The organism is Novosphingobium sp., from assembly GCF_036803765.1.
Lineage (GTDB): Bacteria > Pseudomonadota > Alphaproteobacteria > Sphingomonadales > Sphingomonadaceae > Novosphingobium.
In genome coordinates this window covers 177,885-203,886 of record NZ_DAIRTS010000001.1, presented here as the reverse complement: position 1 = coordinate 203,886, position 26,002 = coordinate 177,885, and the positions used below count along the sequence as shown (strand labels likewise).

General features: G+C 68.4%; 24 protein-coding genes and 1 tRNA gene. 14 read left to right on the top strand and 11 right to left on the bottom strand.

What is annotated here, in order from left to right; translation table 11 throughout:
* Nucleotides 1-6: 6 nt before the first annotated feature.
* Genes ccoG through ccoN form a run of 5 tightly spaced genes read right to left on the bottom strand, consistent with a single transcriptional unit; the run spans nt 7 to nt 5,032 of the window.
* Nucleotides 7-1,518, bottom strand: a complete 1,512-nt coding sequence (gene ccoG, locus V7Q48_RS00885; RefSeq protein WP_333835696.1) for a cytochrome c oxidase accessory protein CcoG — start codon at nt 1,516-1,518, stop codon at nt 7-9.
* Between the two features lie 8 nt (nt 1,519-1,526).
* Nucleotides 1,527-2,459 (bottom strand): cytochrome-c oxidase, cbb3-type subunit III, encoded by a 933-nt coding sequence (gene ccoP, locus V7Q48_RS00880; RefSeq protein ID WP_333835695.1) that lies wholly within the window; start codon nt 2,457-2,459, stop codon nt 1,527-1,529.
* Nucleotides 2,452-2,613: a cbb3-type cytochrome c oxidase subunit 3 gene (locus V7Q48_RS00875; RefSeq protein WP_333835694.1), complete on the bottom strand. Its 162-nt coding sequence runs from the start codon at nt 2,611-2,613 to the stop codon at nt 2,452-2,454. Before V7Q48_RS00875 ends, ccoP begins: the two co-directional genes overlap by 8 nt.
* Complete coding sequence (gene ccoO, locus V7Q48_RS00870; protein WP_333835693.1) at nt 2,610-3,356, bottom strand: cytochrome-c oxidase, cbb3-type subunit II; 747 nt, start codon at nt 3,354-3,356, stop codon at nt 2,610-2,612. The genes V7Q48_RS00875 and ccoO overlap by 4 nt, the downstream gene beginning before the upstream one ends.
* Nucleotides 3,357-3,373: 17 nt before the next feature.
* Nucleotides 3,374-5,032: a cytochrome-c oxidase, cbb3-type subunit I gene (gene ccoN, locus V7Q48_RS00865; protein ID WP_333835692.1), complete on the bottom strand. Its 1,659-nt coding sequence runs from the start codon at nt 5,030-5,032 to the stop codon at nt 3,374-3,376.
* A 276-nt stretch (nt 5,033-5,308) separates the two neighbouring features.
* Here ccoN and V7Q48_RS00860 point away from each other — a divergent pair, with 276 nt between their 5' ends.
* Nucleotides 5,309-6,073: an OmpW/AlkL family protein gene (locus V7Q48_RS00860; protein WP_333835691.1), complete on the top strand. Its 765-nt coding sequence runs from the start codon at nt 5,309-5,311 to the stop codon at nt 6,071-6,073.
* 119 nt (nt 6,074-6,192) lie between these two features.
* On the opposite strand, the gene V7Q48_RS00855 is transcribed toward V7Q48_RS00860, so the two are convergent.
* The gene (locus tag V7Q48_RS00855) at nt 6,193-6,657 is read right to left on the bottom strand and encodes a PadR family transcriptional regulator (protein WP_333835690.1); all 465 of its coding nucleotides are present in this window, start codon (nt 6,655-6,657) and stop codon (nt 6,193-6,195) included.
* Between the two features lie 39 nt (nt 6,658-6,696).
* Here V7Q48_RS00855 and V7Q48_RS00850 point away from each other — a divergent pair, with 39 nt between their 5' ends.
* The 6 genes from V7Q48_RS00850 to V7Q48_RS00825 all read left to right on the top strand — a co-directional run bounded on the left by V7Q48_RS00850 (nt 6,697) and on the right by V7Q48_RS00825 (nt 12,336).
* Nucleotides 6,697-6,957: a hypothetical protein gene (locus tag V7Q48_RS00850; RefSeq protein WP_333835689.1), complete on the top strand. Its 261-nt coding sequence runs from the start codon at nt 6,697-6,699 to the stop codon at nt 6,955-6,957.
* Nucleotides 6,958-7,103: 146 nt separating this feature from the next.
* On the top strand, nt 7,104-8,429 hold the full coding sequence (locus V7Q48_RS00845) for a replication-associated recombination protein A (RefSeq protein ID WP_333835688.1): 1,326 nt from the start codon (nt 7,104-7,106) through the stop codon (nt 8,427-8,429).
* A 148-nt stretch (nt 8,430-8,577) separates the two neighbouring features.
* The gene (locus V7Q48_RS00840) at nt 8,578-9,447 is read left to right on the top strand and encodes a hypothetical protein (RefSeq protein WP_333835687.1); all 870 of its coding nucleotides are present in this window, start codon (nt 8,578-8,580) and stop codon (nt 9,445-9,447) included.
* A 21-nt stretch (nt 9,448-9,468) separates the two neighbouring features.
* Nucleotides 9,469-9,544 (top strand) — tRNA-Thr (locus tag V7Q48_RS00835).
* Between the two features lie 48 nt (nt 9,545-9,592).
* Nucleotides 9,593-10,471 carry a helix-turn-helix domain-containing protein gene (locus V7Q48_RS00830; protein WP_333835686.1) on the top strand — a complete coding sequence of 293 codons (879 nt, stop codon included), beginning with the start codon at nt 9,593-9,595 and terminating at the stop codon, nt 10,469-10,471.
* Nucleotides 10,472-10,572: 101 nt separating this feature from the next.
* Nucleotides 10,573-12,336 carry a cation:proton antiporter domain-containing protein gene (locus tag V7Q48_RS00825; RefSeq protein WP_333835685.1) on the top strand — a complete coding sequence of 588 codons (1,764 nt, stop codon included), beginning with the start codon at nt 10,573-10,575 and terminating at the stop codon, nt 12,334-12,336.
* A 3-nt stretch (nt 12,337-12,339) separates the two neighbouring features.
* Here the strand turns inward: V7Q48_RS00825 and hrpB are convergent, their stop codons facing one another.
* Entirely contained in the window at nt 12,340-14,823 is a 2,484-nt protein-coding gene (gene hrpB / locus V7Q48_RS00820; RefSeq protein WP_333835684.1) for an ATP-dependent helicase HrpB, read from the bottom strand.
* A 150-nt stretch (nt 14,824-14,973) separates the two neighbouring features.
* Here hrpB and V7Q48_RS00815 point away from each other — a divergent pair, with 150 nt between their 5' ends.
* Entirely contained in the window at nt 14,974-15,186 is a 213-nt protein-coding gene (locus V7Q48_RS00815) for a hypothetical protein (protein ID WP_333835683.1), read from the top strand.
* Nucleotides 15,187-15,231: 45 nt separating this feature from the next.
* Here V7Q48_RS00815 and V7Q48_RS00810 read toward each other — a convergent pair whose 3' ends face one another.
* Nucleotides 15,232-16,245 (bottom strand): polyprenyl synthetase family protein, encoded by a 1,014-nt coding sequence (locus tag V7Q48_RS00810; RefSeq protein WP_333835682.1) that lies wholly within the window; start codon nt 16,243-16,245, stop codon nt 15,232-15,234.
* A gap of 104 nt (nt 16,246-16,349) precedes the next feature.
* Here V7Q48_RS00810 and V7Q48_RS00805 point away from each other — a divergent pair, with 104 nt between their 5' ends.
* Entirely contained in the window at nt 16,350-16,652 is a 303-nt protein-coding gene (locus V7Q48_RS00805) for a chorismate mutase (RefSeq protein WP_333835681.1), read from the top strand.
* A 55-nt stretch (nt 16,653-16,707) separates the two neighbouring features.
* Here V7Q48_RS00805 and V7Q48_RS00800 read toward each other — a convergent pair whose 3' ends face one another.
* The 3 genes from V7Q48_RS00800 to tpiA form a co-directional block, all read right to left on the bottom strand.
* Nucleotides 16,708-18,339, bottom strand: a complete 1,632-nt coding sequence (locus V7Q48_RS00800; RefSeq protein ID WP_333835680.1) for a CTP synthase — start codon at nt 18,337-18,339, stop codon at nt 16,708-16,710.
* A 202-nt stretch (nt 18,340-18,541) separates the two neighbouring features.
* Entirely contained in the window at nt 18,542-18,940 is a 399-nt protein-coding gene (secG, locus tag V7Q48_RS00795) for a preprotein translocase subunit SecG (RefSeq protein WP_333835679.1), read from the bottom strand.
* 85 nt (nt 18,941-19,025) lie between these two features.
* Nucleotides 19,026-19,796 carry a triose-phosphate isomerase gene (gene tpiA, locus V7Q48_RS00790; protein WP_333835678.1) on the bottom strand — a complete coding sequence of 257 codons (771 nt, stop codon included), beginning with the start codon at nt 19,794-19,796 and terminating at the stop codon, nt 19,026-19,028.
* Between the two features lie 304 nt (nt 19,797-20,100).
* On the opposite strand from tpiA, the gene V7Q48_RS00785 reads away from it, so the two are divergent.
* Genes V7Q48_RS00785 through trpC form a run of 5 tightly spaced genes read left to right on the top strand, consistent with a single transcriptional unit; the run spans nt 20,101 to nt 25,997 of the window.
* Complete coding sequence (locus tag V7Q48_RS00785; protein ID WP_333835677.1) at nt 20,101-22,068, top strand: peptidyl-prolyl cis-trans isomerase; 1,968 nt, start codon at nt 20,101-20,103, stop codon at nt 22,066-22,068.
* Between the two features lie 4 nt (nt 22,069-22,072).
* Nucleotides 22,073-23,611: an anthranilate synthase component I gene (gene trpE / locus V7Q48_RS00780; protein ID WP_333835676.1), complete on the top strand. Its 1,539-nt coding sequence runs from the start codon at nt 22,073-22,075 to the stop codon at nt 23,609-23,611.
* Nucleotides 23,612-23,622: 11 nt separating this feature from the next.
* The gene (locus tag V7Q48_RS00775; protein WP_333835675.1) at nt 23,623-24,207 is read left to right on the top strand and encodes an anthranilate synthase component II; all 585 of its coding nucleotides are present in this window, start codon (nt 23,623-23,625) and stop codon (nt 24,205-24,207) included.
* A complete protein-coding gene (gene trpD / locus V7Q48_RS00770) occupies nt 24,204-25,202 on the top strand; it encodes an anthranilate phosphoribosyltransferase (RefSeq protein ID WP_333835674.1) in 999 nt (332 codons plus the stop codon). Before V7Q48_RS00775 ends, trpD begins: the two co-directional genes overlap by 4 nt.
* Before the next feature lie 9 nt (nt 25,203-25,211).
* The gene (trpC, locus tag V7Q48_RS00765) at nt 25,212-25,997 is read left to right on the top strand and encodes an indole-3-glycerol phosphate synthase TrpC (protein ID WP_333835673.1); all 786 of its coding nucleotides are present in this window, start codon (nt 25,212-25,214) and stop codon (nt 25,995-25,997) included.
* The last annotated feature ends 5 nt before the right edge of the window (nt 25,998-26,002 follow it).

The window sequence follows — 26,002 nt, the reverse complement described above, 5'->3', positions numbered from 1 at the left end:
TTCCTTTCAGTCAGCGTCGCCGGGGGCGGCAAATTCGGTAGTGACGATATCCTGCGCCGGACGCTCTCCGACGCCTGCAGCCGCCGCGAGACGGAAGGCGAACCGCCGCTCGCGCGCCGCATCGCCGGGCACGACGGCATAGACGCGCAGCCGTTGTGTGGTGTCGGCCGGGACGGTGAAAGTCAGCGACGGACGCGCGAGCGCGGCGTCCATCTCGTCGGTGTAGATCGCGCCTTGCGGCAGATCGTTGAGCGCCAGGACGACCCGGCGGGGCCGGTCTTCCATGTTGCGCAGCTTGATGGTGAAGCCGTTGCGCACCGCGCCGCTCGACAGTTGCACGAACTCGGGATTGCGATCGCGTGCCACCGACAGGTCGAGGCGGGAACGCTGGCCAAGCATGAACAGCAAGCCGAGGCCGATCGCGCTCCACAGGCCGAGATAGACCAGCGTGCGCGGGCGGAAGATGGCGCGGACCAGCGACTTGGGCGCGCCGCCTCGGCGCTCATGTTCGGCATCGTCGAGCGTGCAATAGTCGATCAGTCCGCGCGCACGGCCGACCTGGCCCATCACGCGATCGCAGGCATCGATGCAAAGGCCGCAGGTGATGCAGCCAATCTGCGCACCCTCGCGGATGTCGATCCCGGTCGGGCAGACCGCCACGCACTGCTTGCAGTCGATGCAGTCACCGATCGCGCCCGGCAGCCGCTGCGCCTGCTTGAGCGAACCACGCGGTTCGCCGCGCCAGTCCTTGTACGTGACGATCAGCGATTTCTCGTCGAGCATGGCCGACTGGATACGCGGCCAGGGGCACATGTAGACGCAGACCTGCTCGCGCATGAACCCGCCGAGCCAGAACGTGGTGAAGGTCGGCACCGCGACGGTGGCATAGGCGATGGCCGGCGCGTGACCGGTCCAGAATTCGCGCTGCAAGGTCGGCGCGTCGGCGAAATAGAAGATCCAGGCGCCGCCCGTCGCAAAGCTGATCGCCAGGAAGATCGCCCACTTGCTCAGCCGCTTGACCAGCTTGTGAAGGCTCCACGGTGCGCGATCGAGGGCCAGTTGCGCGTTGCGGTCACCGTCGATGAAGCGGTCGACATGCTGGAACAGGTCGGTCCAGACCGTCTGCGGGCAGGCATAGCCGCACCAGGCCCGGCCCACCGCACTTGTCACCAGGAACAGCCCGATGCCCGCCATGATCAGCAGCCCGGCGACGAAATAGAACTCGTGCGGCCAGATTTCGATGCCGAACATGTAGAACCGGCGATGGGCAAGATCGACCAGTACCGCCTGGTTCGGTGCCCACGGCCCGCGATCCCAGCGCAGCCACGGCGTGCCCCAGTAGACCGCAAGGCACAGGACCATGACCGCCCACTTGAACCGGCGGAAACGTCCGTCGATCTTACTGGGACAGACCGGCTCGCGTCGTGCGTAAAGCGCCGTTTCGTGGGTGTCCCCCTTCCCCTTCGCCGCAGCGGCGGGGCGGTTGTGGACCAGCTTGAGCTTGGGATCGCCGGGCATGGTTTAGCCTACTTCGCAGGGGTTGCGGGTGGGATGGCGGGGTCGGGGGCCGGGTTGGCCTCGCCGCCGCCACGCGAGTGGACATAGGCCGCCAACATCTTGACGGTGACCGGGTCGAGGCGGTGGCCCCAGGCCGGCATCACGCCCTGGCGGGCATACGTCACGGTCTCGGTCAGCGTCGCGCGATCGCCGCCGTAGAGCCAGATCCGGTCGCTGAGGCGCGGCGCGCCGACGGTGCGATTGCCCTCGCCACTGGCACCATGGCAGACGCTGCAGTTGTCGGCGAAGACCTGGGCGCCACGCGCCGACGACGCGCTGGGCTTCTCCTGCCCGCTGATGACGCGCACGTGGCTGACCACGTCCTGCACCTGTGCCGCGGTCAGGATGCCGTCGCGCCCGAAGGCCGGCATCTGGCTGCTGCGGGTCTGGTCATCACCGGGATAGCGGATGCCGTGTTCGAGCGTCTGGTGGATCGTGGCGATGTCGCCGCCCCACAGCCAGTCGTCGTCGTTGAGGTTGGGATAGCCCTTCGATCCCGCCGCACCCGCGCCATGGCACTGGACGCAGTTCTGCTTGAAGGCGGCGCTGCCCCCCTCGATCGCGGCGCGCAGCAACTGCGGATTGTCGGCCAGCTTTTCGACCGGGGTTGCCGCGATGGCCGCCCGGGTCTGCGCGCGCGCGGCATCGGCGGCCTTGAGATCGGCTGCGAGCGCGCCGCGGCTGGTCCACCCGAGCGTCCCGGCCGTTGCCGCATGACGCCCGGGAATTGCCGGATAGACCACGACATAGCCGACCGCGAAGACGATCGTCGCGTAGAAGGTCCAGAGCCACCAGCGTGGCAGCGGCGTGTTCAGTTCCTCGATACCGTCCCATTCGTGGCCGACGGTTTCGACGCCCGTCGCCTCGTCGACGCGGGGTTCGGGCTTGTGGAAATCAGCCATCGTGATCCTCCGTGAAGATCGAGTTGGCCGCATCCCGGCCGGAGGCCTTGCCTCCGCGGCGGAAGGGCCAGATGCACAGCGCCAGGAACACCGCGGTCATGACCGCGATCGCCCAGCTATCGGCGAAGTGGCGCAAGGTGTCGTAGGTGCTCACCGCCCCTTCTCCTTCGCCAGGTCTTCCTGCGCGGCGGGTGCGTTGACGTCGACCAGCGTGCCCAGCATCTGGAGATAGGCGACGAGCGCATCCATCTCGGTCAGCTTGGACGGGTCGCCGTCGTAGTCGCGCACTTGCGCCGAGGGCCAGCGGGTCTTGAAGTCACCCGCGTTCTCCGGATCGGCCTGGGCCTTCAGGTCCTCGTCCGCCTTGGCGATCTGCGCCTTCGTATAGGGCACGCCGGTGGTGTAGAGGGTCTGCAGTTCGGCCGTCATGCTCGGCTTCGACAGCGGTCGCCCGGCCAGGAACTGGTAGGTCGGCATGATCGATTCCGGCACGACCGAGCGCGGGTCCTTCAGATGCTGGACATGCCATTCATCCGAATACTTGCCGCCCACGCGCGCGAGGTCGGGGCCGGTGCGCTTGGACCCCCACTGGAACGGATGGTCGTACATCGATTCCGCCGCGAGGCTGTAGTGACCATAGCGTTCGGTCTCATCGCGGAACGGACGGATCATCTGGCTGTGACAGACGTAGCAGCCTTCGCGCACGTAGATGTCGCGCCCGGCCTGCTCGAGCGGGGTGTAGGGGCGCATGCCCTCCACCTTTTCGATAGTGTTGTCGATCCAGAACAGCGGGGCGATCTCCACGATCCCGCCGATCGTCACCGCGGCAAAGGCGAGAACCGCCAGCAGGGTGACATTGCGTTCCAGCGTCTTGTGACGCTCTACAATGCTGGACATTGGGTATGTCTCCTCTGTCAGGCGGTCTGGCCGGCGGCGACGAGCGGGCGGTCCCGGGCGGGATCGAAGGCAGCGTCGTGCATCGGGGCTTCGCTGCGCAGCTGGCCGCGGATCGTGCGGGTGATGTTGATCACCATGATCACGCCGCCGCTGAGGTAGAGCAGGCCACCAAAGGCGCGCAGGGCATACATCGGGTGCAGCGCGGCGACGGTTTCGGCAAAGCTGTTCACCAGGTAGCCGTCAGGCCCGTATTCGCGCCACATCAGGCCCTGGGTGATCCCCGCCACCCACATCGAGGCGGCATAGAACACGATGCCCAGCGTCGCGCACCAGAAGTGCCAGTTGACCATGCGCAGCGAGTAGAGCCGCTCGCGGTTCCACAGGCGCGGCACGAGGTAATAGAGCGCGCCGAAGGTCACCATGCCGTTCCAGCCGAGCGCGCCGGAATGGACGTGGCCGATGGTCCAGTCGGTGTAGTGCGAGAGCGAGTTGACGCTCTTCACGCTCATCATCGGGCCCTCGAACGTGCTCATGCCGTAGAACGCCAGGCTCATCACCAGCATGCGCATGATCGGGTCGGTGCGGATCTTGTCCCAGGCGCCGTTGAGCGTCATCAGCCCGTTGATCATGCCGCCCCAGCTCGGCATCCACAGCATGACCGAGAAGACCATGCCCAGCGTCTGCGCCCAGTCGGGCAGCGCGGTGTAGTGGAGGTGGTGCGGCCCTGCCCAGATGTAGAGGAAGATCAGCGCCCAGAAGTGGATGATCGACAGCCGGTAGGAATAGACCGGGCGCTCGGCCTGCTTGGGCACGAAGTAGTACATCATGCCGAGGAAACCGGCGGTCAGGAAGAAGCCGACCGCGTTGTGCCCGTACCACCACTGCACCAGCGCGCCCTGCACGCCGGCGAACACCGGCACCGAGTGCGAGCCGAACAGGCTGACCGGGATGTCGAGGTTGTTGACGATGTGCAGCATCGCCACGGTCAGGATGAACGACAAGTAGAACCAGTTGGCGACGTAGATGTGCGGTTCGTGGCGCTTGATGATCGTACCGACGAACACCGCCAGGTACGCCACCCAGACGATCGTAAGCCACCAGTCCGTGTACCATTCCGGTTCGGCGTATTCCTTGCCCTCGGTGATGCCGAGCAGGTAGCCGGTCGCCGCCAGCACGATAAACAGCTGGTATCCCCAGAAGACGAAACGGGCGAGGCCGGGGAAGGCCAGCCTCGCCCGGCAGGTGCGCTGCACGACGTAGAACGACGTGGCGATCAGCGCATTGCCCCCGAACGCGAAAATGACCGCAGAGGTATGCAGCGGCCGCAGACGGCCGAAATTGATCCATTCCAGCCCGAAATTGAGCTGCGGCCAGGTCAGCTCCAGCGCGATCCACAGACCGGCGGAGAAGCCCGCTATCCCCCAGAAAACAGTGGCAATGACACCCCAGCGGATGACATCGTCATCGTATTTGCCCGGATCGGGCATCCGCAGGATGCCACGCACGGCGTCATCGACGCGGTTGCCGCTGATCGTCACCCACAGCGCGATCGCGGCGGCGATCGCGAAGAGCGACATGTGGATCGCAAACCCCTGGTCGACCGCCATGGCGCAGGCGACGATCGCCAGCACCAGCGCACCGAACCATAGCCCGGCGCGCAACAAAACCTGTTCCATGGACCCTTCCCTTCCATGCCATCATCAGGTTTCGCCCCTGCGCCTTTCGCTGCATAGGCACATTGACCAGCATCAAATTACCGGTTTGGTAAAATAATCCGGGGAGACTTTTAGCTTTTGCGCTGCATCAATGTCGGGGTGCCGGAGGCTGCATAGGGATGATCGGGCGCTGCCGGGAACGGAGCCTGCGAGGGGCAGGCCGCCCGGGCGCTGCGCCGCGCGCATCGGTTCCGACGCCGGCGCGAACGTCGGCGCGATCAAGGCAAGGAAAACCGTATGACCAAGGTTCTCGGCAAGGTGGACAACGGCATGAATGTCCATGGCAAGCGTATCGGCGCCAGGCGTGGATTGCGCCGGCTGGCACAGGCCGCCGCGGCCGCTACCCTCGCGCTGGCCTTTGCAACCACCCCTGCCCTCGCGGCGGACGAAGCCCCCGCGGGCAAATGGCAGGTCAAGGTGCTCGGCACCGCCGTGCTGCCCGATGGCAAGATCACCCGCGTGGACAAGGACCTGATCGGCCTGCCGGCCGGCTCGCAGACCAAGGCGAGCGACAATTCGTTCGTGCCGACGCTGGCGGTCGAATACTTCGTCCTGCCCAACCTGTCGGTCGAGACGATCTGCTGCTTCACCGCGCACCACGTGTCGGGCGCAGGGGCCCTCGCCGGCACCGCGATCGTCGACCATGCGCTGATCCTGCCCGCGACGCTGACCGCGAAGTACCACCTGACGCTGCCGGGCGGGGTCCAGCCCTATGTCGGCGCGGGCGGTGCCTGGTTCTTCTACATCGACGAGCGCCCCGGTGCGACGACGCGTGCGCTGGGCGCCACCCGGGTCAAGCTGGACAACGACGCCGGCGTGGTCGTGCAGGGCGGCATCGACGTGCCGATTACCAAGACCGGGCTCGGCCTGACGCTCGACGCCAAGAAGTACTGGATCGACACGACCGCACACTTTTTCACCGCGAGCGGCGCCGAAGCGCTGACCACGCGCCACCGCATCAGCCCCTGGGTGCTGAGCGCGGGCGTCGCCTATCGCTTCTGACGCCAGGTTCGAATAGCCCGGCGCATCCGTCAGTGCGCCGGGTTCGCGGGCGGGTCGACACCGGGGTCTGGGATCCCCCGGGGGCGGCCCGCCCGTTCCTTTTGGCCCGTAGGTTTTGTTCAGGCCTGCTTCGGCAGACGCTCGATCTGCCGCGCCGCTTCGTCAAGGATGTCGGCAATCCGGTGCGCAGTCTCCTCGTCGAACCCGTCCTGTTCGACCCGCTGGCGCAGGGCGAGCCCGAGGTTGGCGAAGGCGCGACGCACGGGAGGGCTCTCGGCCTGCGCACCGGCCTTGGCCAGGCTGGTCAGCCGCTCGACGATGACGGACAATTCCTCGCCGCGCGCGGCCAGTTCGGTACGCCCCGCCTCGGCAATGGTGAACGCCTTGCGCGCCCCCTCGCCTGCGGCTTCCGCGATCATGCCTTCGTCGACCAGCAGCGCCAGCGTGGGATAGACCACGCCCGGGCTCGGGGCATATTGCCCGCCGGTCAGTTCTTCCACCGCCTTGATGAGTTCGTAGCCGTGGCGGTCCTGTTCGGCGACCAGGCTGAGCAGCAGCAGTCGCAATTCACCACCGGCGAACATGCGGCCACGTCCACCGCGACGGCCTGCCGGGCCACCACCATGACCGTCGCCGTGACCGCCGCCATGGCCCCTGCCGTGGCCACCGCCATGGCGTCCGCCACGGCCGCCGCCGAAGGGCCCACCGCCAAACCCGCCGCCAAAGGGCCCTCCGCCGAAGCCGCCACCGAAGCTGCTCCCAAAGCCGCCTCCAAAGCCGGGGCCGCCGCCGGCGAAGGCATCGCCGTTTCCGAAACGTCCGGTCATCCGGGCGAGATGCCGGGCCATCCGACGGGCCTGCCGACTGGCATCGTTGTGTTCTAAAGTGCCCCGTTCAGGGCGGTTGTATCCATGTCGCATGATTGTACCTCGTGTTTCGATAGTAGTAAGATATATCTTAGAGCCATCGAAACAAGCCCCGTCGCAAAATTTTCGGGATTATCGGCGCAGCGCATCTTATCTGACGCTGCATGGCAGACCTGTTTGCGCCCACTCCCCAGGAAACGCCGCGTCCGGCAGCGCGCAGCGACGGCCCGCTGGCCGACCGGCTGCGTCCCCGCTCGCTGCCCGACGTCATTGGCCAAGATCACCTCACCGGCCCGGAAGGGGCGATCGGGCGCATGGTCGCTGCGGGCAAGCTCTCTTCGATGATCCTCTGGGGGCCTCCGGGCACCGGCAAGACCTCGATCGCGCGGTTGCTGGCCGATGCCGTGGGCATGCGCTTTGTCGCCATCAGCGCGATCTTCTCTGGCGTGGCCGATCTCAAGAAGGTCTTTGCCGAGGCCGATGCCATGGCGCTGGCCGGCCGGCGCACGCTGCTGTTCGTGGACGAAATCCACCGCTTCAACCGCGCGCAGCAGGACGGCTTCCTTCCCGTGGTCGAAAACGGCACGATCACGCTGGTCGGCGCGACGACCGAGAACCCCAGCTTCGCGCTCAACGCCGCCTTGCTCAGCCGCGCACAAGTGCTGATCCTGCATCGCCTCGACGCGGCAGCACTGGGCGAGCTGCTCCGCCGCGCCGAGGAGGAGACCGGCCTCACCCTGCCGATCACCCCACCCGCGCGCGAGGCTTTGATCGCTTCGGCCGACGGGGACGGCCGCTTTCTTCTCAACCAGGTCGAGACGCTGCTCGACGTCGACCTGCCCGCGCCGCTCGACCCCGAGGGCCTGTCGAAATTCCTGATGCGGCGCGTGGCGGTCTACGACAAGGACCGCGACGGGCACTACAACCTCATCTCTGCGCTGCACAAGGCGCTGCGCGGGTCGGACCCGCAGGCCGCGCTCTACTACATGGCGCGCATGCTGGTCGCGGGCGAGGAGCCGCTCTACGTGCTGCGCCGGCTGGTGCGCTTCGCCAGCGAGGACATCGGCCTCGCCGACCCCCAGGCGCTGGTGCAGTGCCTCGCCGCCAAGGACGCCTACGAGTTTCTCGGCTCGCCCGAGGGCGAACTGGCGATCGTCCAGGCCTGCCTCTATTGCGCCACCGCGCCCAAGTCGAACGCCGCCTATGCGGGCATGAAATCGGCTTGGAAGGCGGCGCGCGAGACCGGCTCGCTCAGCCCGCCGCCGCACATCCTGAATGCGCCGACCAAGCTGATGAAGGACATCGGCTATGGCAAGGACTACGCCTACGACCACGATGCCGAAGACGGTTTCTCGGGCGCGGACTACTGGCCCGAGGAAATGGGGCCGCGCACCTTCTACCGCCCGGTCGAACGCGGCTTCGAGCGCGAAATCGCCAAGCGCCTCGAATGGTGGGACCGCAAGCGCCGCGAACGCCGCGACGAGGCGTGAGCACAGCCGCCACCTTCGTCAGCCCGCACCGCGCTGCCACTGACTTGCCCGATCCTCCCTACCGCAGGTGGGGAGGGGGACCGCGCGCCCAGCGCGTGGTGGAGGGGCAAGGCCCCCTTCCCCTCCCCTCCGCTACGACACTCCCCGCATGAAGCACCGCTTCGCCCACTTCGTCGCGATCGACTGGTCGGGCGCAGCCGGCGAGCGCCACAAGGGCATCGCGCTCGCCCAGTGTTCGCGCGGCGATGCGGCCCCCCAGCCGGTACGCCCCGGCCATCGCTGGTCGCGAACCGAAGTGCTCGACTGGCTGTGCGACGACCTGCCGCCCGACAGCCTCGTCGGCATGGACCTCGGCCAATCGCTCGCCTTTGCCGATTGCGGCGCCTTCTTCCCGGGCTGGCCGGAAAGCCCGGCCAATGCGCGCAGCCTCTGGGCGCTGGTCGATGCGATCTGTGCGGACGAGCCGCATCTCGGCGTCGGCGCTTTCGTCGATCATCCCGAGGCCTCGCGCCATTTTCGCCGCCACGGCGGGCGCTGCGGCGACCGGTTCGGCAGCGGGCGCGGGCGGTTCCGCGTGAGCGAACGGGCGCAGGAAGCGATGGGTTGCCGACCCTACAGCAACTTCAATCTCGTCGGCGCCGCGCAAGTGGGCAAGTCCAGCCTTACCGGCATGCGCCTGCTTCACCGCCTGCCACCCAGCATTGCCGTCTGGCCGATCGATCCGCTGCCCGAGACCGGGAGCGTGATCTGCGAAATCTACACCACGATCGCCGCCATGGCCGCCGGCCGCCCCGCCAGCCGGTCCAAGATCCGCGATGGCCAAGAACTCGACATCGCCCTCGCCGCCCTCGGTAGCGCGCCTTTCCGCCATCACGGCCCCATCGACGATCACCAGAGCGACGCCCTGATCACCGCCGCCTGGCTGCGCCGCGTCGCCCACGACGAGGCGCTTTGGCACCCTCATGGCCTGACGCCCGAAATTGCTGCGACGGAGGGCTGGACGTTCGGGGCCCGCTGAGGCTATGCGCTCCGACAAGGCGCCGGCTTAGCTCAGTTGGTAGAGCACCTGATTTGTAATCAGGGGGCCACGGGTTCGAATCCTGTAGCCGGCACCATTTTCCCGTACCCACCGCTGCTTGTCGCACACCCCCAAGAAATTTGGGATGGACGATGCCGGGGCCCTGTGGTGGGAACGGTCCATGCCTGCCCCGGACATCGCGCCCGCCGCCCTGGCCTCCCTCACCGAGAGGGAACTGGAAATCCTGCACCTTCTCACCGCAGGCCATACGATCAAGTCGATCGCGGCGCATCTCGGCCGGTCCGAAGCCTCGATCAACGAGCGCCTGCGCGAAGCACGTCGCAAGACCGGCGCCGGCAGCAGCCGCGAGCTGGCGCGGCTGGTCGAGGCCCAGAAAAACTGTCCCAGAAATCCTGATCTGTCTGCCCCGGCGCCGCGCGTGCCTGATCCGAGCGGGCCCTCCACGAAGGAGCGCCGCCATCGGAAAGGACTGATCGCCATGACCCTGATCGCAACGCTGGCCGCTGCCGGCCTTCTCGCCACCGCCACCGGAGGCGGGCTTCACCCTGCGGCCCACCATCCGGCCGCCCCGGCTGACAACGTCGCGTCGCAACACGCCATGGCCGATCCCCTCGTCGGGCGATGGGCACTCGACACGGCCAGGATCCCGGCAGACGAGCGCCCGCAGCGGGTGACGATCACGTTCCGCCTCGACACCGCGCACCGCTGGAATACCGAAGTCGAGATCGTCGGCGCCGATGGCCAGGTGCAACGCGGTGTGTCCAATGCTGCGGCGGACGGCGTGCCGGTGCCGATTGCCGGATCCCTGCCTTTCATTGACACCGTGGCACTCCGCCAGCCCGAGCCCGGAACGCTGGTGATGACGCTGGGCAAGGCCGGCAAGACGGTATCCTCGCGGGTCTATGCCGCCAGCCGCGACCGGCGCCGGATGACCGAGACGATCATCTGGGGCGGCCCGGCCCTCCCCGGCCTCGAGACAACGCAGTTCGAGCGCATCGACTGAGAGGTCCTTGCCAAACGGTATCGGGTGGCAACCCATAAGCAGCAACGGGTCATACGCAGCGACGGGTTGACGCACTGCAACGGAGCGGCGACTCAGGGGGGATGAACAATCCCCCCTCGATGCTGCACGACGGCTTCATCCTGCTCGGGTTCGCCATGGTGTTCGTGCTGGTGTTTCGCCGGCTCGGGCTGGGTGCGACGCTGGGCTATCTTCTCGCCGGTGCCGTGGTCGGGCCGCAAGTGCTGGGGCTGGTCGGCGAGGCCGAGCAGAAGCTGGGCATCGCCGAGCTGGGGATCACCCTGCTGCTGTTCCTCGTCGGGCTGGAGTTGAACCCGTCGCGGCTGTGGCGGATGAAGCGTGACATCCTGGGGCTTGGCCTGCTGCAGGTGTCGCTGTGCGCGGCGGCGATCATCGCGGTGATCAATTTCGGCACCGATTTCAGCCTCGTCGCCGCGGTTGCGCTGGGCCTGCCGTTGGCGCTGTCCTCGACCGCGCAGGTGCTGCCGATGCTCCAGGCCTCGGGCCGGATGCGCACCCCGTTCGGCGAGCGGACTTTCGCGATCCTGCTGTTCCAGGATCTGTCGATCATTCCGATGATCACCCTGATCACGGCGCTCAGTCGCAATCCGGCCAATGCCAACGGGCCGCCGGGATGGCTGCTGGCGGTCTATACCGTGGCCGCCATCGTCGGCCTCATCCTGGCGGGGCGCTACGTGATCCGTCCGCTGTTTCGTCTGATCGGCAATCTTGGCGAGCGCGAGATGTTCGTCGTCGCGGCGCTGTTCACGGTCATGGCCTCGGCCGCGGTGATGGAGGCGCTGGGCCTGTCCACCGCGCTCGGTGCGTTCATCGCCGGCGTCATGCTGGCCGACAGCCCCTATCGCCACGAACTCGAAGCCGACGTCGAACCGTTCCGCTCGATCCTGCTCGGGCTGTTCTTCCTGGCGGTGGGAATGATGATCGACCTGCACGCCATTGCCGAACGCCCGCTGTTCGTGATCGGCATGGCCGCCGCGCTCGTCGCGGTGAAGACCGCCGTCATCATGGGGATCGGGCTGGCTTTCCGCATGACCTGGCGCGGTGCGCTGGCGCTCGGCCTGCTGCTCAGCCAGGGCGGCGAGTTCGGGTTCGTGCTGTTTGCACAGGCGCAGCATGCCCAGCTCATCGCCCCCGAGGCCGCCAGCCTGTTCGGCGCGATCGTCACGCTGTCGATGGCCACCACGCCGTTCCTGATGGCGCTGACCAAGCCGCTGCGCGCCGATCCGGTCAAGCCCGCCAAGGGCGAGCGCCCCGGCCCTGTCGCCGATCACGCCCAGGCCATCGTCGTCGGCTATGGCCGCTTCGGCCAGGCGGTGGCGCAGATGCTGCTCGCCAACGAAGTGACCGTGACGATGATCGACACCGACGTCGAGATGATCGACGTTGCGCAAAGCTTTGGCGCCAAGGTCTATTTCGGGGACGGCACGCGGCTCGACCTGCTGCGTCAGGCCGGCGCGGAGGAAGCGGCGCTGATCCTGTTCTGCCTCGACGGCGACCAGCTCGACGTGGCGACGCTCGATGCCGTGCAGACCGCCTTCCCCGACGCCTCGATCTTCGTGCGCGCATTCGACCGGCGCGTGGTCATACGCCTGCGCGGCAGCCCCGCACGCGCAGTGGTGCGCGAAGTCATGGAATCGGCGATCCGCATGGCCCGTCTCGCGCTCGACGACATCGGGGTCAGCGACGAGGCCATCAACCGGGCCGAGGCCATGTTCCGCGCGCGCGACAAGGAGCGCTTGAAGGCGCAGATCGAGAGCGGCGACATCCGCACCGCGCGCGATCGCATCATCACCGTGCCGCACTCCCCCGGCGCGCAGGCCAGCTGACCGTCAGCCCTTGCGCGTCGCCTCGAAGGCATTGCGCGTCTTGAGGCTGGGATCCTCGGTCCAGGGCTGGTCGGGCCAGCGGTGGCGCGGGTAGCGACCCTTCATGTCCTTGACCACGTCGCGCCACGATCCGCGCCAGAATGCGGGGAGATCCGCCGTGGTCTGGATCGGCCGCCCGGCGGGTGAGGTCAGCGACAGCAACAGCGGGCGCGGTGGCTGGCCGATCTGCGGATGGCGATCCAGTCCGAACAGCGCCTGGACGCGCAGTTCGACCGCCGGCCCGCCTTCGTGGCCATAGTCGATGGCGTGGCCGGTGCCGGCCGGCGAGCGGTATTGCGCCGGGGCCAGGCGGTCGAGCTGCTGACGCTCGTTCCAGTCGAGCCGGTTCTCCAGCGCCTCGTGCAGCCGGCCGGCGGCGATCTCGAGATCACGGCGGCCGGTCAGCAGCGGCGCCAGCCACTCGTCGAGCGAGGCCAACAAGGCTTCCTCGCCCAGCGCCTCGAGACCTGCGTACCTGGCGCGCGTCAGCAAGGCTTGCGCCGCGGGGCCAAGCGGAAGCGCAGGCAGCCCCTCGCGCCGCACCACGTCGAGCAGGCAGGCGACGACGGCCAGCGGATCGGGCTTGGCATCAGGCACGCGCGTCAGCACGATGGCGCCGAGGCGGCGCTCGAGGCGCGCTTCGACCCGGCGTTCCTGCGCGTTCCAGGTCAGCGCGTGGCGCTGGTCGAGGCGGTGCGCGAGCCAAGTCGTCACGTCGCCTTGTTCCAGCGCAAGCGCGGACATGATCCGGGCGCCTTTCGCCTCGCCCTGTGCATCGCCGATGACCAGCCAGCGCGCGGTGGCCAGCGGCGATGCGGGGTCGAGCCGGTATCCGCGTCCGCCCGCGGACAGCCATTCCTCGCCGTTGGCAGCGCGTGCGCGGGCGATGCGGTCGGGGAACGCCTCGGCCAGCAGAACGGCGAGCGGGGGTGAGCCGCTGCGTTGGGCATGGCGCCCATCGTCGGGCTCAGCCCCCAAACCCGCCGACGACTTGTTCGCCAACGCAGCCCAGCGGGCGGCAAGCTTGCGCGACGCATCCGCCCTGCCCCCGCGCTCGCGGTCCCAGCGCTCGAGCCGGCGCGCGAGGTCCTCGCCGCTGCCGCCGAGGCCGCGTTCCTGCAGCAGCAGCGCCAGACGCGCCGCCGCTGGTGCAGCGCCATGCCCGGCCGCGAACAACAGCATGTGCGCCAGCGCCGGCTCCATCGGCATACGCGCCATGGCGCGGCCATGCGCGGTGATGCGCCCCTCTGGATCGAGCGCACCGAGCGCCACCAGCCCGCCCTTCGCCGCCGCCATCGCCGGCGCTGGGGGAGCATCGATCCACGCCATGGCCCCCGGATCGCCTGCGCCCCACTGCGCGAGCGTTAACGCCAATGGAGCAAGGTCGCTGGTCAGCATCTCGGGTGGGTCGAACGCGGGACGGCCGGCATGCGCGGCTTCTTCCCACAGGCGGTAGGCTACCCCCGGCCCCTGCCGCGCAGCGCGGCCGGCGCGCTGTGCCGCCGCCGCCTGGCTGGCGCGCGTGGTGACGAGCCGCGTCACCCCGGCCACCTTGTCGAACTCGGCGCGGCGCGACAGGCCCGCGTCGACGACCACGCCGACCCCGTCGAGCGTGAGCGAGGTTTCCGCGATTGCCGTGGCGAGCACCACGCGGCGGCGCCCTTGGGGATCGCGGCGAATCGCGGCGCGCTGACCGGCCGGCTCGACCTGTCCATGCAGCGGCAGGACCAGCGCCCCCGGCAACCGCTGGGCCAGGATATCCGCCGTGCGGTCGATATCGCGAACGCCGGGCAAAAAGGCGAGGATATCGGCCGATTGCTCGTTCCAGGCCTGGACGACGGCATTGGCGACCGCCTGCTCGGTACGCAGCTGCAGGCTTGCACCCATCCAGCGGATCGCCAGCGGGTGTGCGCGCCCCTCGCTCTCGATCACCGGTGCGCCTTCCATCAACGCGGCAAAGCGCGCGCCGTCGAGCGTTGCCGACATGACCACGACGCGCAGATCCTCGCGCAGCACCCCTTGCGCCTCGATCGCGAGGGCCAGGCCGAGATCGGAATCGAGATGGCGCTCGTGCGCCTCGTCGAACAGCACCGCCGAGACGCCGGCCAACTCGGGATCACCAAGGATGGTGGCGACGAAGATCGCCTCGGTCATCACCAGAACGCGGGTGCGGGCCGATCGCTTGCTGTCGAGGCGGGTGAGATAGCCGACCGTCTCGCCGGCTTCCTCGCCCAGCAGCTGGGCCATACGCTCGGCTGCAGCGCGCGCGGCGACGCGCCGGGGCGAGAGCACGATGACGCTGCCGCTGCACCATGGCTGATCGAGCAGGGCCGGCGCCACCGCCGTGGTCTTGCCGGCGCCCGGCGGCGCGATCAGGACCGCGCCGTTGCGATGCGCAAGCGCTTCGAGAAGATCGGGCAGGACGGCATGGATGGGCAGGTTGGTCACCTGCCCGCCATAAGCGCGCAGGCTTCCTCTGCGCAACCGGACGGCGAAGGTCCGAACCGGACCAAAGCATGGGTGGCCCCGCCCATAAGGACCCCTGCACAAGCGATCTTTCCGTGATATCTTGCGCAGATACCGGCCAAGCGACCGGTAGTGACCGGAGAGCCTGTCGTGTTCCTCGACCTCAAAGACCCCTGGCCGCCGCCGCCACCCAACGAACCGCCCGCAAAGGCCGCACCCACGCTGTCACCACGCCGCCAGGGCGTGCTGGCGGTGTTCGTCGTGCTCAACTTGTTGCTGATGCTGCTGGGGCCGCTGGCCGGCTCGTCGGTGATCTCGGGCCTGGTCCGCTTGTTCCAGCCCTAGATCCGGTCTGACTCGCCCCAGGCTGCCCGGCCCCAGATTGCCTGGTCAGTAACGCCGGGCTACGGCAAACTCAGCCGCCTCGGTCATGGCTGCCTTGGCCTCGCTGTTGGGGAAGCCGGCAATCGCATCGATGGCGCGCTGTGCGTAATGCCGTGCCCGTTCGCGCGTGGCGTTGACGGCGTCGTGACGGCGGATCAGCGCGATGGCATGCGCCAGATCTTCGTCGCCATTGCGATTGCCGGCGATGGCATCGCGCCAGAACGCGCGCTCGTCCTCGCTGCCACGGGCATAGGCGAGGATCACCGGCAGGGTCATCTTGCCCTCGCGGAAGTCGTCGCCCTGATCCTTGCCCATTTCGGACGCATCCGAATCGTAGTCGATCGCATCGTCGGCAAGCTGGAACGCGATGCCGAGGTAGCGACCATACGAATCGAGCGCGAGTTCATCCGCCTCCGGCCGCTCGGCCACCACGGCGGCGATCCGGCAGGCCGCGGCGAACAGCGCCGCCGTCTTGGCGTTGATGATCGAGAGATAGCGCTCCTCGGTTGTGTCGACCTGGCGCTGCGCGACCAGCTGGTCGACTTCCCCTTCGGAGATCACCGCCGAGGCATTCGACAGGATTCGCAAGACTTTCAGCGAGCCGTCCTCGACCATCAGCTCGAAGCTGCGGCTGAACAGGAAATCGCCGACCAGCACGGTGGCCGGATTGCCGTAGACGATGTTGGCGGTCTTCTTGCCGCGGCGCAGGTCCGACCCGTCGACCACATCGTCGTGGAGCAGGGTCGCGGTGTGGATGAATTCGACCGCCGCGGCCAGCTTGTAGTGCCGGCTGCCACCGTAGCCCAGCAGCGCCGCGCCAGCGAGCGTCAGCATCGGGCGCATGCGCTTGCCGCCGCCGCCGATGAGGTGGCCGGCGAGTGCGGGAACCAACGGAATGCGCGATTGCATCCGGTCGAGGATCACGGCGTTGACGCTGTTCATGCCATCGGCCACCAGCGCCATCAGCGGCGCCAGCGAGGGTTCGGCCTTGCGGGGGAGCGTGTGGAGGCTTGCAGTCATCGCTGCCCGCTTGGCGCGTGGGGCACGGCTTGGCAAGTCGCAAGTTGGGCGGTAGCGGCAGTGCGAGACAATTGCGGCCCTCTTCGACAAAAGGCATCAACTGCATGAGCGTACCCGCCGAAGGCACCGACCCGGTTCTGGCCGGCTATCGCCAGAGCATCGACAACATCGACGCGGCGATGATCCACATTCTGGCGGAGCGCTTCCGCATCACCCAGGCCGTCGGGGCCTACAAAGCCGACAAGCAGCTGCCCGCCAGCGATCCGGGCCGCGAGGAACGCCAGATCGCCCGGCTGCGCAAGCTGGCCGAAGATGCCCGGCTCGATCCCGAATTTTCAGAGAAGTTCCTGCGCTTCGTCATCGAGGAAGTGATCCGGCACCACCAGCGCGCACAGGAAACGCGCTGAGGCACAAGCCGGCCCGGCAGCATGCTTTCAGGCGCTGCCGGGCGGGCGATCCTTGTCAGACCAGGCGCGCCTGTTTCACCGCAGCGGCGATGAAGCCCTTGAACAGCGGGTGCGGCTCGAACGGACGGCTCTTAAGCTCGGGGTGGAACTGCACGCCGATGAAGAACGCATGGTCGGGCCGCTCGACGATTTCGGGCAGCAGGCCATCGGGCGACATGCCCGAGAAGCGCAGGCCGCCCTGCTCCAACGCGTCACGATAGGCGACGTTGACCTCGTAGCGATGGCGATGCCGCTCACTGATGCTGGTCGCATCGTAGATCGCGGCGACGTGGCTGTTGCCGGCCAGCTCGGCCTGATAGGCGCCCAGGCGCATCGTGCCGCCGAGGTCACCGCCGGCCTCGCGCTTTTCGAGGCCCTCGGCGGTCATCCATTCGGTGATGATGCCGACGACAGGTTCCTTGGTCGGGCCGAATTCGGTCGAGGAGGCTTCGGCGATGCCGGCCGTGTTACGCGCGCCCTCGATGCAGGCCATCTGCATGCCGAGGCAGATGCCGAAGAAGGGGACGTTGCGTTCACGCGCGAAGCGCACGCTGGCGATCTTGCCTTCCGACCCGCGCTCGCCGAAGCCGCCAGGCACGAGAATGCCGTGCATCGGCTCGAGCTGTGCGGCGATCTCGCTGTCGCCCTTCTCGAACAGTTCGGCGTCGATCCAGCGGACGTTGACCTTGACGCGGTTGGCCATGCCGCCGTGCGCCAGCGCTTCGTTGAGCGACTTGTAGGCGTCCTGCAGGCCGACATACTTGCCGACCACGCCGATGGTGACTTCGCCCTCGGGGTTCTGGTGGCGATCGACGATGTCGTCCCACACCGCAAGGTCGGGCTGCGGCGCGGTCATGTCGAAGTGGCGCAGCACTTCGGAATCGAGCCCCTCGGCGTGATACTGCAGCGGCACCGCATAGATGCTCTTGGCATCCAGCGCCGGGATCACGGCCGATTTGCGCACGTTGCAGAACTGCGCGATCTTGGCGCGTTCGTTGTCGGGCAGCGGCTTTTCGCAGCGGCACAGCAGGATGTCGGGCTGGATGCCAAGCCCGGTCAGCTCGCGTACCGAGTGCTGGGTCGGCTTGGTCTTCAGCTCGCCTGCCGCCGCGATATAGGGTACCAGCGTCACGTGGACGAAGCAGGTCTGGTCGCGGTCGAGCTCGTTGTGCAGCTGGCGCAGCGCCTCGATGAAGGGCAGGCTCTCGATGTCGCCGACCGTGCCACCGATCTCGCACAGCACGAAATCGAGGTCGTCGGTCTCGGCCTGCGCGAAATCCTTGATCGCGTCGGTCACGTGCGGGATCACCTGCACCGTCGCGCCGAGATAGTCACCGCGGCGCTCCTTGGCGATGATGTCGCGGTAGATGCGGCCAGAGGTGATGTTGTCGGCCTGGCGTGCCGAGACGCCGGTGAAACGCTCGTAGTGCCCGAGGTCGAGGTCCGTCTCCGCACCGTCGTCGGTCACGAAGACCTCGCCGTGCTGGTACGGGCTCATCGTGCCCGGATCGACGTTGAGATAGGGGTCGAACTTGCGGATCCGCACCCGATAGCCACGAGCCTGCAGCAGCGCCGCGAGGCTTGCCGCCATGAGACCTTTGCCGAGCGAGGAAACCACGCCGCCGGTGATGAAAATGTACCGCGCCATGGGAGTTGGGCCTTAGCGTCAGAAGGGGAGAGAACGCAAGCGTTGCCCGCACGATTCCGTACGGCCGGTGCCAGCGCAACGACGATCCGCACCGTGCGCCTGCGCTTTAAGCCGGCGCGGGCGAGGGTGTGGGAGGTTGGGTAAAACAAAACCGGCGCCCCTGCCCTGCGGCAGGAACGCCTGGCTTCATGCTTTCACGGTGTTACTGCTTCGCGGCGCCCTGCAGCGGGTCGGCCGGAGCGGCAGGCGACGCCGGCAGCGCCGCGCCGGTGGGCGCCGATGCGGGCGAAGTCGCGGCAGGAGCCGCCGGCTGGCTGGCGGCCAGCGGATCGGCGGTGCGCTGCAGCGAGGTGTCGATCGTGCGCGTCCCGCTCGTGCCAACGGCCAGAGCCGCCAGAACGATGCTGAGCCCGACGAACAGCGCCGCGAGAATCGAGGTAGCCCGCGTCAGGAAGTCCGCCGCGCCGCGCGCCGACATGAAACCAGCCGGGCTGCCGCCCACGCCGAGGCCGCCGCCTTCGGACTTCTGGATGAGAATCACACCGACCAGCGCGGCTGCGATCAGCGCCTGGACGACGGTGAGGAAGATAAAGAGCGACATGAGGTTCCGCCTGAAACTGTTGGGGCGCACTTAGGGCCGAGATCGCCCATAAGCAAGAGGCACGCGGGGACGCGGCCCCCGGCGCTTACTCCTCGCCGTTGGCGGCTGCGGCCACGATCGGCAGGAATGCGTCCGCGGTCAGGCTCGCGCCACCCACCAGCGCTCCGCCCACGCCTTCAGCACCCAGCAGGCCTGCCGCATTGCCGGCATTGACCGAGCCGCCATAAAGAATGCGCGGACGTGCGCCAGCCTCGCCATAGGCCGCCACCAGGCGCGCCCGGACGACGGCGTGCATCGCGACGACGTCTTCCACATCGGCGACGCGGCCGGTGCCGATGGCCCAGACCGGCTCGTAGGCGATCGCGACCTTGCCCGCCTGGACGGCCTCGATCGCGGCATCGCCGGTGGGCAGCGAGCCGTCGACCTGCGCCGCGACGACGTCCTCGGCCGAACCACCGTCACGCTCTTCCAGCGTCTCGCCGACGCAGATGATGACACCGATCCCCGCCGCCAGCGCGGTTTCGGCCTTGGCGCGGATCAGCGCATTGTCCTCGCGGTGGTCGCGGCGACGCTCGCTATGACCGAGAATCACGAAATCGGCACCGATATCGGCCAGCATCGCGGCCGAGACATTGCCCGTGTGCGCGCCCTTGACTTCGGTGTGGCAATCCTGGCCGCCGACGCCGATGCCCGAGACCGCCTCGCGCAGCGCGCCGATCAGCGGAAACGGCGGCGCCAGCGCGATCTCCACCTGCGGATGACGCGCGGCGGCACGGTCGATCGCGCGGGCCTCGGCCAGCATCGCCCGGCTGCCGTGCATCTTCCAGTTTCCGACGATATACGGTCGTTGCCCCATGGTCGGCCTTGCCCCTTCGTGCCTGTCTTGGTCCCTGCGCCGGCCTCGTACCGCCAGGAGCGGTGGGCCGTTGTCGCGTTGCCGGTATCAAAGCTGTGGCGAGATTGCAAAATCGCCGCGCGCTTTTCCTTGCGGCGTTTCACATGGGGAACGCAAGCGGCTCGCGACGAAGCGCGCAGCGCCCGGCGCTTCGTCCGTCGATTGCCCCCCTGGGCTCACGGCCCTGTGCGCATGGCCATACGCGCAAGGATTGCGGGATGCGCCCAAGGCTCCTAAGGCAGGCGACCTTGGCCCTATCGCGGATTTGATCGCATCCATGCTCTCGCTGTTTCGTAAACTGATCCACTCGCGCTTTGGCGCGCTGTTCGCGCTCGTGTTCATCGGCCTCCTTGCCGTCGCCTTTGCCGGCGCTGACGTCACCGGCCTGCGCCTCGGCCAGAGCGCGGGCGGCGATACGGTCGCCAAGGTCGGACGCGGGCAAGTCGCCTCGGCGGACCTCTACCGGATCATCACCTCGGCGTTCGAGCGGGAGCGCCAGTCGAACCCGTCGCTGACGATGCAGCAGTTCCTGGCGCAGAACGTGCTGAACGATGCGCTCGACAGCCTGGTCGATCGCACTGCGATGCAGCAGTGGGCCATCGCCCATGACATGGGCGCCAGTGACCGGCTGGTGGACAGCGAGATCGCCAAGCAGCCCGCGTTCCAGGGGCCCGACGGCAAGTTCAGCGAAACCGCCTACAAGGCTCTGCTCGCCCAGCGCGGCCTGACCGACACCACCGTGCGCACCGACCTGGCCCAGGGCCTGATCGCGCGTCAGGTGCTGGTCCCGGCCTCGATCGGTGCCTCGCTGCCTGGCGCGGGCGTCACGCGCTATGCCGCGATGCTCAAGGAAAAGCGCGACGGCGAGATCGGCTTCCTGCCGAGCCTGGCCTTCGCGCCCAAGGACAAGCCGGCCGACGCCGTGCTCGCCAGCTATTACAAGGCAAACGCCGCACGCTACCGCCAGCCCGAACGTCGCGTCCTGCGCTATGCGATCATCGACGAGGCCGGCCTCAAGACCGTAGCCGCGCCCACCGAGGCTGAAATCGCCGCGCGCTACAAGCTAAACGCCGACAGCTACGCCGCCAGCGAAATGCGCACGGTGACGCAGGTCGTCGTCCCGACCGAGGCCGCAGCGCGCGAACTGGCCGCCCAGGTGTCCGGCGGTGCCGCACTCGATGCCGCTGTACGTGCCAAGGGCCTGTCGACCAGCAAGGTCGCCGACATCACCCGCGACAAGCTCGCCGCGCAGGCCTCGCCCGCCGTGGCCGACGCCGTCTTCGCCACTGCACAGGGCAAACTCGCCGCCCCCGCCAAGAGCGGCCTCGGCTGGCATGTCGTGCGCGTCGATGTCGTGACCCGCAAGCCGGGCAAGACGCTCGACCAGGCCCGCACCGAGATCACCACCGCGCTCGCCGCGGAAAAGCGCCATGCCGCGCTGCTCGATCTCTCGGCCCAGCTTGAGGAGCAGTTCGAGAATCACACCGGCCTCGCCGATGTCGCCAAAGGGCAGGGCGTCGAGGTCGTGACCACCCCGGCGCTCACCTCGGACGGCGCGATCTTCGGCAAGGCCGGCGAGAAGGCTTCGGCCGACGTGCTGGCGCTGACGCAGAACGCCTTCGGCATGGAGCGTGAAGGCGAAGCGCAGGTCGCACCGCTCGCCGATGGCAAGCGCATCGCGATCTACGACGTTGCCCGCATCACCCCGGCCTCGCCCGCGCCGCTCGACCAGATCAAGGACGTGGTCGCGCGCGACTATGCGACCGAGCAGGGCGCCGCGCGCGCCAAGGACGCCTCGGCCAAGGTGCTTGCCGCCGTCGCCAAGGGCACGCCGCTGGCCGATGCCATCAAGGGCCTCGGGCTCGCCCTGCCCGCGGCCCAGCCGATCAGCCTGACGCGCGACCAGCTCGCCGCCATGCAGCAGTCGGGCCGCCAGTTGCCGCCGCCGCTAGTCCTGCTCTTCGCCATGGCCAAGGGTACCGCCAAGCCGCTCGAGGCGCCCAACCGCGCCGGGTTCTATGTCGTCGCGCTCAAGTCGGTGACCCCGGCACAGATCGCCGCCAACGATCCCTTCCTCGCCCAGGCGCGCCAGCAGATGGGCCAGGACGTCGGGCGCGAACTGGCCGAGCAGCTGCGCGGCGCCATGCGCAAGGAAGTCGGCGTGACCCGTAACGAAGCCGCGCTGCGTGCACTCAACACCCGGCTCGCCGGGGGCCAGGCCGGCGGCCAGTAAGACGATGACCGGACTCGTCGCGGACACCGCCAGCCCGTCTGTGGAAAACGGCTCCGCCGCCCTGGCCGCGCTTGCGGCCGGCAAGCCGGCGCTCGTGTGGCGCAAGCTGATCGCGGACAGCGAGACCCCGGTCAGCGCCGCGCGCAAGCTCATGGCCGGCGAACGCGGCGACTTCCTGCTCGAATCGGTGCAGGGCGGCGAAGTGCGCGGGCGCTACAGCCTGCTCGGCCTCGATCCCGATCTCGTCTTCCGCGCAACCGGCGCCGCCGCCCAGATCAATCCCAGCTGGCAGACCGACCGCGAGGCCTTCGCACCGCTGGCCGGTGACAGCCTTGCCGAACTGCGCGCGCTGGTCGAACGCTGCCGGATCGACGTGCCGCAGGGCCTGCCCCCGACGCTTGCATGCCTTGTGGGCTATTTCGGCTACGAGACCATCGGGCTGGTCGAAACCCTGCCGCGCGCGCCGCAAAGCCCGCTCGAGCTGCCCGACATGCTGTTCGTGCGTCCGACCGTGCTGCTGGTGTTCGATCGCCTGTCGGACGAGTTGACCGCCGTCGCCCCGGTCTGGGCCGAAGGGGGCGAGCCCGTAGCGCTGGTTGCTCAGGCCGCCGACCGCATCGACGCGGCGCTGGCCCGTCTCCAGGGTCCCGCGCCCGCCGACCCGCGCCTGCCCGAGGCCGTCGACCTCGCCCGCGAGCCGGTGATGGACCCGGCCCGCTATGGCGAAATGGTCGCGCGCGCCAAGGACTACATCACCGCCGGCGACATCTTCCAGGTCGTGCTGGCGCAGCGCTTCACCGCGCCCTTCCCGCTCCCGCCGATGGCGCTCTATCGTGCCCTCCGGCGCATCAACCCCTCGCCGTTCCTCTACTTCCTCGACATGCCAGGCTTCGGCTTGATCGGCTCCAGCCCCGAGATCCTCGTGCGGATCCGCGATGGCGAAGTGACCATCCGCCCGATCGCCGGCACCCGCCCGCGCGGCGCCACGCCCGAGGAAGACCGCGCGCACGAGGCAAGCCTCCTCGCCGATCCCAAGGAACGCGCCGAGCACCTCATGTTGCTCGACCTCGGCCGCAACGACGTCGGCCGCGTCGCCGCCGCCGGCAGCGTCAAGGTCACCGAGAGCTATACGATCGAGCGCTACAGCCACGTCATGCACATCGTCTCGAACGTGGTCGGCCGGCTCGATACCGCCCGCGCGGATTCGGTTGATGCGCTTTTCGCGGGCTTCCCGGCGGGCACGGTCAGCGGCGCGCCCAAGGTGCGCGCCTGCCAGATCATCGCGGAGCTCGAACCCGAGACGCGCGGCGCCTATGCCGGCGGCGTCGGCTATTTCGCGCCCGACGGCTCGGTCGACAGCTGCATCGTGCTGCGCACCGCCGTGGTCAAGGATGGCGTGATGCACGTCCAGGCCGGCGCCGGCATCGTCGCCGACAGCGACCCCGCCGCCGAGCAGCGCGAGTGCGAGCACAAGTCGGGTGCGCTCTTCGCCGCCGCACGCGAGGCGATCCGCGTCGCCGCGCAGCCGCAATTCGGACAGTAAGGCCCGCCTCCATGATCCTCGTCATCGACAACTACGACAGCTTCACCTGGAACCTCGTCCACTACGTGATGGAACTGGGTGCCGAGGTAAAAGTCGTGCGCAACGACGCGATCACCGCAGCCGAAGCCCTGACGCTGGGGGCAAGCGGCTTCCTCCTCTCGCCCGGCCCCTGCACTCCGAACGAGGCGGGCGTCAGCCTCGATCTCGTCGGTGCGGCCGCGCAGGCAGGCGTGCCGCTGCTCGGCGTGTGCCTTGGCCACCAGTCGATCGGCCAGTTTTTCGGCGGCAAGGTCGTGCGCGGCGGGTTGATGCACGGCAAGACCTCGCCGGTGACGCACGACGGCACCGGGGTGTTCGCGGGCCTGCCCTCGCCGTTTACCGCCACGCGCTATCACTCGCTGGTCGTCGAGGACGTGCCGTCCTGCCTCGTCGTCAATGCACGGTCCGACGATGGCCACACCATGGGCTTCCGCCACGAGACGCTGCCGATCCACGGCGTCCAGTTCCATCCTGAAAGCATCGCCACCGAACACGGGCACGCGATGATCGCCAATTTCCTGCGCCTGTGCGGGATCGACGCCAAGCTGCCGGCATGAGTGCCAGCCTGCCGTCGATCGACGAGGCCGGCCTCGATGAAGCCAGCGCCGAGGCCGCCTTCGCCGCGATCCTCGACGGCGAGGTCGCCGACGACGACACCGTTGCGTTCCTCGTCGCGCTGTCGGAACGCGGCGAGACTGCTGCCGAGATCGCCGGCGCCGCGCGCGCCATGCGCGCCCGCATGATCGCGGTCGATGCGCCGGACGACGCAATCGACGTCTGCGGCACCGGTGGCGACGGGCACCACACACTTAACGTCTCGACTGCAGTCAGCCTCGTGGTTGCCGCCTGCGACGTGCCAGTCGCCAAGCACGGAAATCGCGCCGCCAGTTCGAAGGCCGGCGCGGCCGACACGCTCGAGGCGCTGGGACTGAACCTCGACCGCGCGGTCGAGACGGCGGAGCATACGCTGGCGGATCTTGGCATCTGCTTCCTGTTCGCCGGCCATCACCATCCCGCCATGGCCCGGATCATGCCGATCCGCCGCGCCATCGGCCGCCGCACGATCTTCAACCTGATGGGGCCGCTCGCCAATCCGGCGCGCGTCGGTCGCCAGCTCGTCGGCATTGCCCGGCCCGCCTACGTGCCAATCTATGCCGACGCGATCCGGCGCCTTGGCACGACGCGCTCGTTCGTGGTCTCGGGCGACGAGGGCCTGGACGAATTAAGCCTCGCCGGCGGCAACGAGGTGGCGGACGTCCACGGCGATGTCATGCTGCTCCACCGGATGACCGCGGCCGATGCCGGCCTTGCCGCAGCCCCCGTCGACGCGATCCGGGGCGGTGACGCCGCACATAACGCCGCCGCGCTCAAGGCGCTGCTGATGGGCGAGCCTGGCCCCTATCGCGATGCCGTGCTGCTCAACGCCGCTGCCGCCCTCACCGTCGCGGGCGCCGTGGAAGACTGGCACGAGGGCGTCGAGGAGGCGGCCGAGGCGATCGACAAGGGTCTGGCCTTTGCGCTGCTGCGCTGCTGGATCGACGCGCTGCAATAAGGGGCCGTGATGACCGACAAGCTCACCGAAATCTGCGACACCAAGCGCGGCGAAGTTGCAGCCCGCAAGGCCGCGCATTCGCTGGCCGACCTGGCGGCGCAAGCTGCACAGCGGTCCGCCCCGCGCGGTTTCGAGGCCGCGCTGCGCGCGCGCGCTGCCGATGGCTACGCGCTGATCGCCGAGATCAAGAAGGCCAGCCCGTCCAAGGGCCTGATCCGCCCCGACTTCCAGCCGGCCGAGCACGCCCGCGCCTATGAAGCGGGCGGCGCGGCCTGCCTCTCGGTGCTGACCGACGCGCCCTATTTCCAGGGGCACGAGGACTATCTCGTGGCCGCCCGCGCCGCGTGCGCGCTGCCAGTGCTGCGCAAGGATTTCATGGTAGATCCCTGGCAGGTAACCGAGGCGCGCGCGATCGGCGCCGATGCCATCCTCATCATCGTCGCCGCGCTCGACGATGCACAGATGGCCGAGATCGAGGCCGCCGCCCGCGAACACGGGATGGACGTGCTGGTCGAGGTTCACGACGCCGCCGAAATGGAGCGCGCGGCGCGGCTGCACTCGCGCCTGATCGGCGTCAACAACCGCGATCTCAAGCGTTTCGTCACCGACATCGGCAACACCGAACGCCTCGCCCCGCTCGCGCCCGAGGGTACGTTGCTGGTGGCCGAAAGCGGCATCAATCATCACGCCGATCTCGTTCGCCTAAGCCCCTGTGCGCGCACGTTTCTCGTCGGCGAAAGCCTGATGCGGCACGACGACGTCGCGGCTGCAACTCGCACGCTGCTGAACGGCTGACGGCC

What these genes read in the sequence shown, in the direction of transcription:
- V7Q48_RS00805 (WP_333835681.1), top strand. Translation starts at nt 16,350, where the DNA reads ATGAGCGTACCCGCCGAAGGCACCGACCCGGTTCTGGCCGGCTATCGC.
- ccoN (WP_333835692.1), bottom strand. Translation starts at nt 5,032, where the DNA reads ATGGAACAGGTTTTGTTGCGCGCCGGGCTATGGTTCGGTGCGCTGGTG.
- trpE (WP_333835676.1), top strand. Translation starts at nt 22,073, where the DNA reads ATGACCGGACTCGTCGCGGACACCGCCAGCCCGTCTGTGGAAAACGGC.
- V7Q48_RS00800 (WP_333835680.1), bottom strand. Translation starts at nt 18,339, where the DNA reads ATGGCGCGGTACATTTTCATCACCGGCGGCGTGGTTTCCTCGCTCGGC.
- secG (WP_333835679.1), bottom strand. Translation starts at nt 18,940, where the DNA reads ATGTCGCTCTTTATCTTCCTCACCGTCGTCCAGGCGCTGATCGCAGCC.
- trpC (WP_333835673.1), top strand. Translation starts at nt 25,212, where the DNA reads ATGACCGACAAGCTCACCGAAATCTGCGACACCAAGCGCGGCGAAGTT.
- V7Q48_RS00840 (WP_333835687.1), top strand. Translation starts at nt 8,578, where the DNA reads ATGAAGCACCGCTTCGCCCACTTCGTCGCGATCGACTGGTCGGGCGCA.
- V7Q48_RS00850 (WP_333835689.1), top strand. Translation starts at nt 6,697, where the DNA reads ATGACCGTCGCCGTGACCGCCGCCATGGCCCCTGCCGTGGCCACCGCC.
- tpiA (WP_333835678.1), bottom strand. Translation starts at nt 19,796, where the DNA reads ATGGGGCAACGACCGTATATCGTCGGAAACTGGAAGATGCACGGCAGC.
- V7Q48_RS00775 (WP_333835675.1), top strand. Translation starts at nt 23,623, where the DNA reads ATGATCCTCGTCATCGACAACTACGACAGCTTCACCTGGAACCTCGTC.
- ccoO (WP_333835693.1), bottom strand. Translation starts at nt 3,356, where the DNA reads ATGTCCAGCATTGTAGAGCGTCACAAGACGCTGGAACGCAATGTCACC.
- V7Q48_RS00810 (WP_333835682.1), bottom strand. Translation starts at nt 16,245, where the DNA reads ATGACTGCAAGCCTCCACACGCTCCCCCGCAAGGCCGAACCCTCGCTG.
- V7Q48_RS00825 (WP_333835685.1), top strand. Translation starts at nt 10,573, where the DNA reads ATGAACAATCCCCCCTCGATGCTGCACGACGGCTTCATCCTGCTCGGG.
- V7Q48_RS00845 (WP_333835688.1), top strand. Translation starts at nt 7,104, where the DNA reads ATGGCAGACCTGTTTGCGCCCACTCCCCAGGAAACGCCGCGTCCGGCA.
- trpD (WP_333835674.1), top strand. Translation starts at nt 24,204, where the DNA reads ATGAGTGCCAGCCTGCCGTCGATCGACGAGGCCGGCCTCGATGAAGCC.
- ccoG (WP_333835696.1), bottom strand. Translation starts at nt 1,518, where the DNA reads ATGCCCGGCGATCCCAAGCTCAAGCTGGTCCACAACCGCCCCGCCGCT.
- V7Q48_RS00830 (WP_333835686.1), top strand. Translation starts at nt 9,593, where the DNA reads ATGGACGATGCCGGGGCCCTGTGGTGGGAACGGTCCATGCCTGCCCCG.
- V7Q48_RS00855 (WP_333835690.1), bottom strand. Translation starts at nt 6,657, where the DNA reads ATGTTCGCCGGTGGTGAATTGCGACTGCTGCTGCTCAGCCTGGTCGCC.
- ccoP (WP_333835695.1), bottom strand. Translation starts at nt 2,459, where the DNA reads ATGGCTGATTTCCACAAGCCCGAACCCCGCGTCGACGAGGCGACGGGC.
- V7Q48_RS00860 (WP_333835691.1), top strand. Translation starts at nt 5,309, where the DNA reads ATGACCAAGGTTCTCGGCAAGGTGGACAACGGCATGAATGTCCATGGC.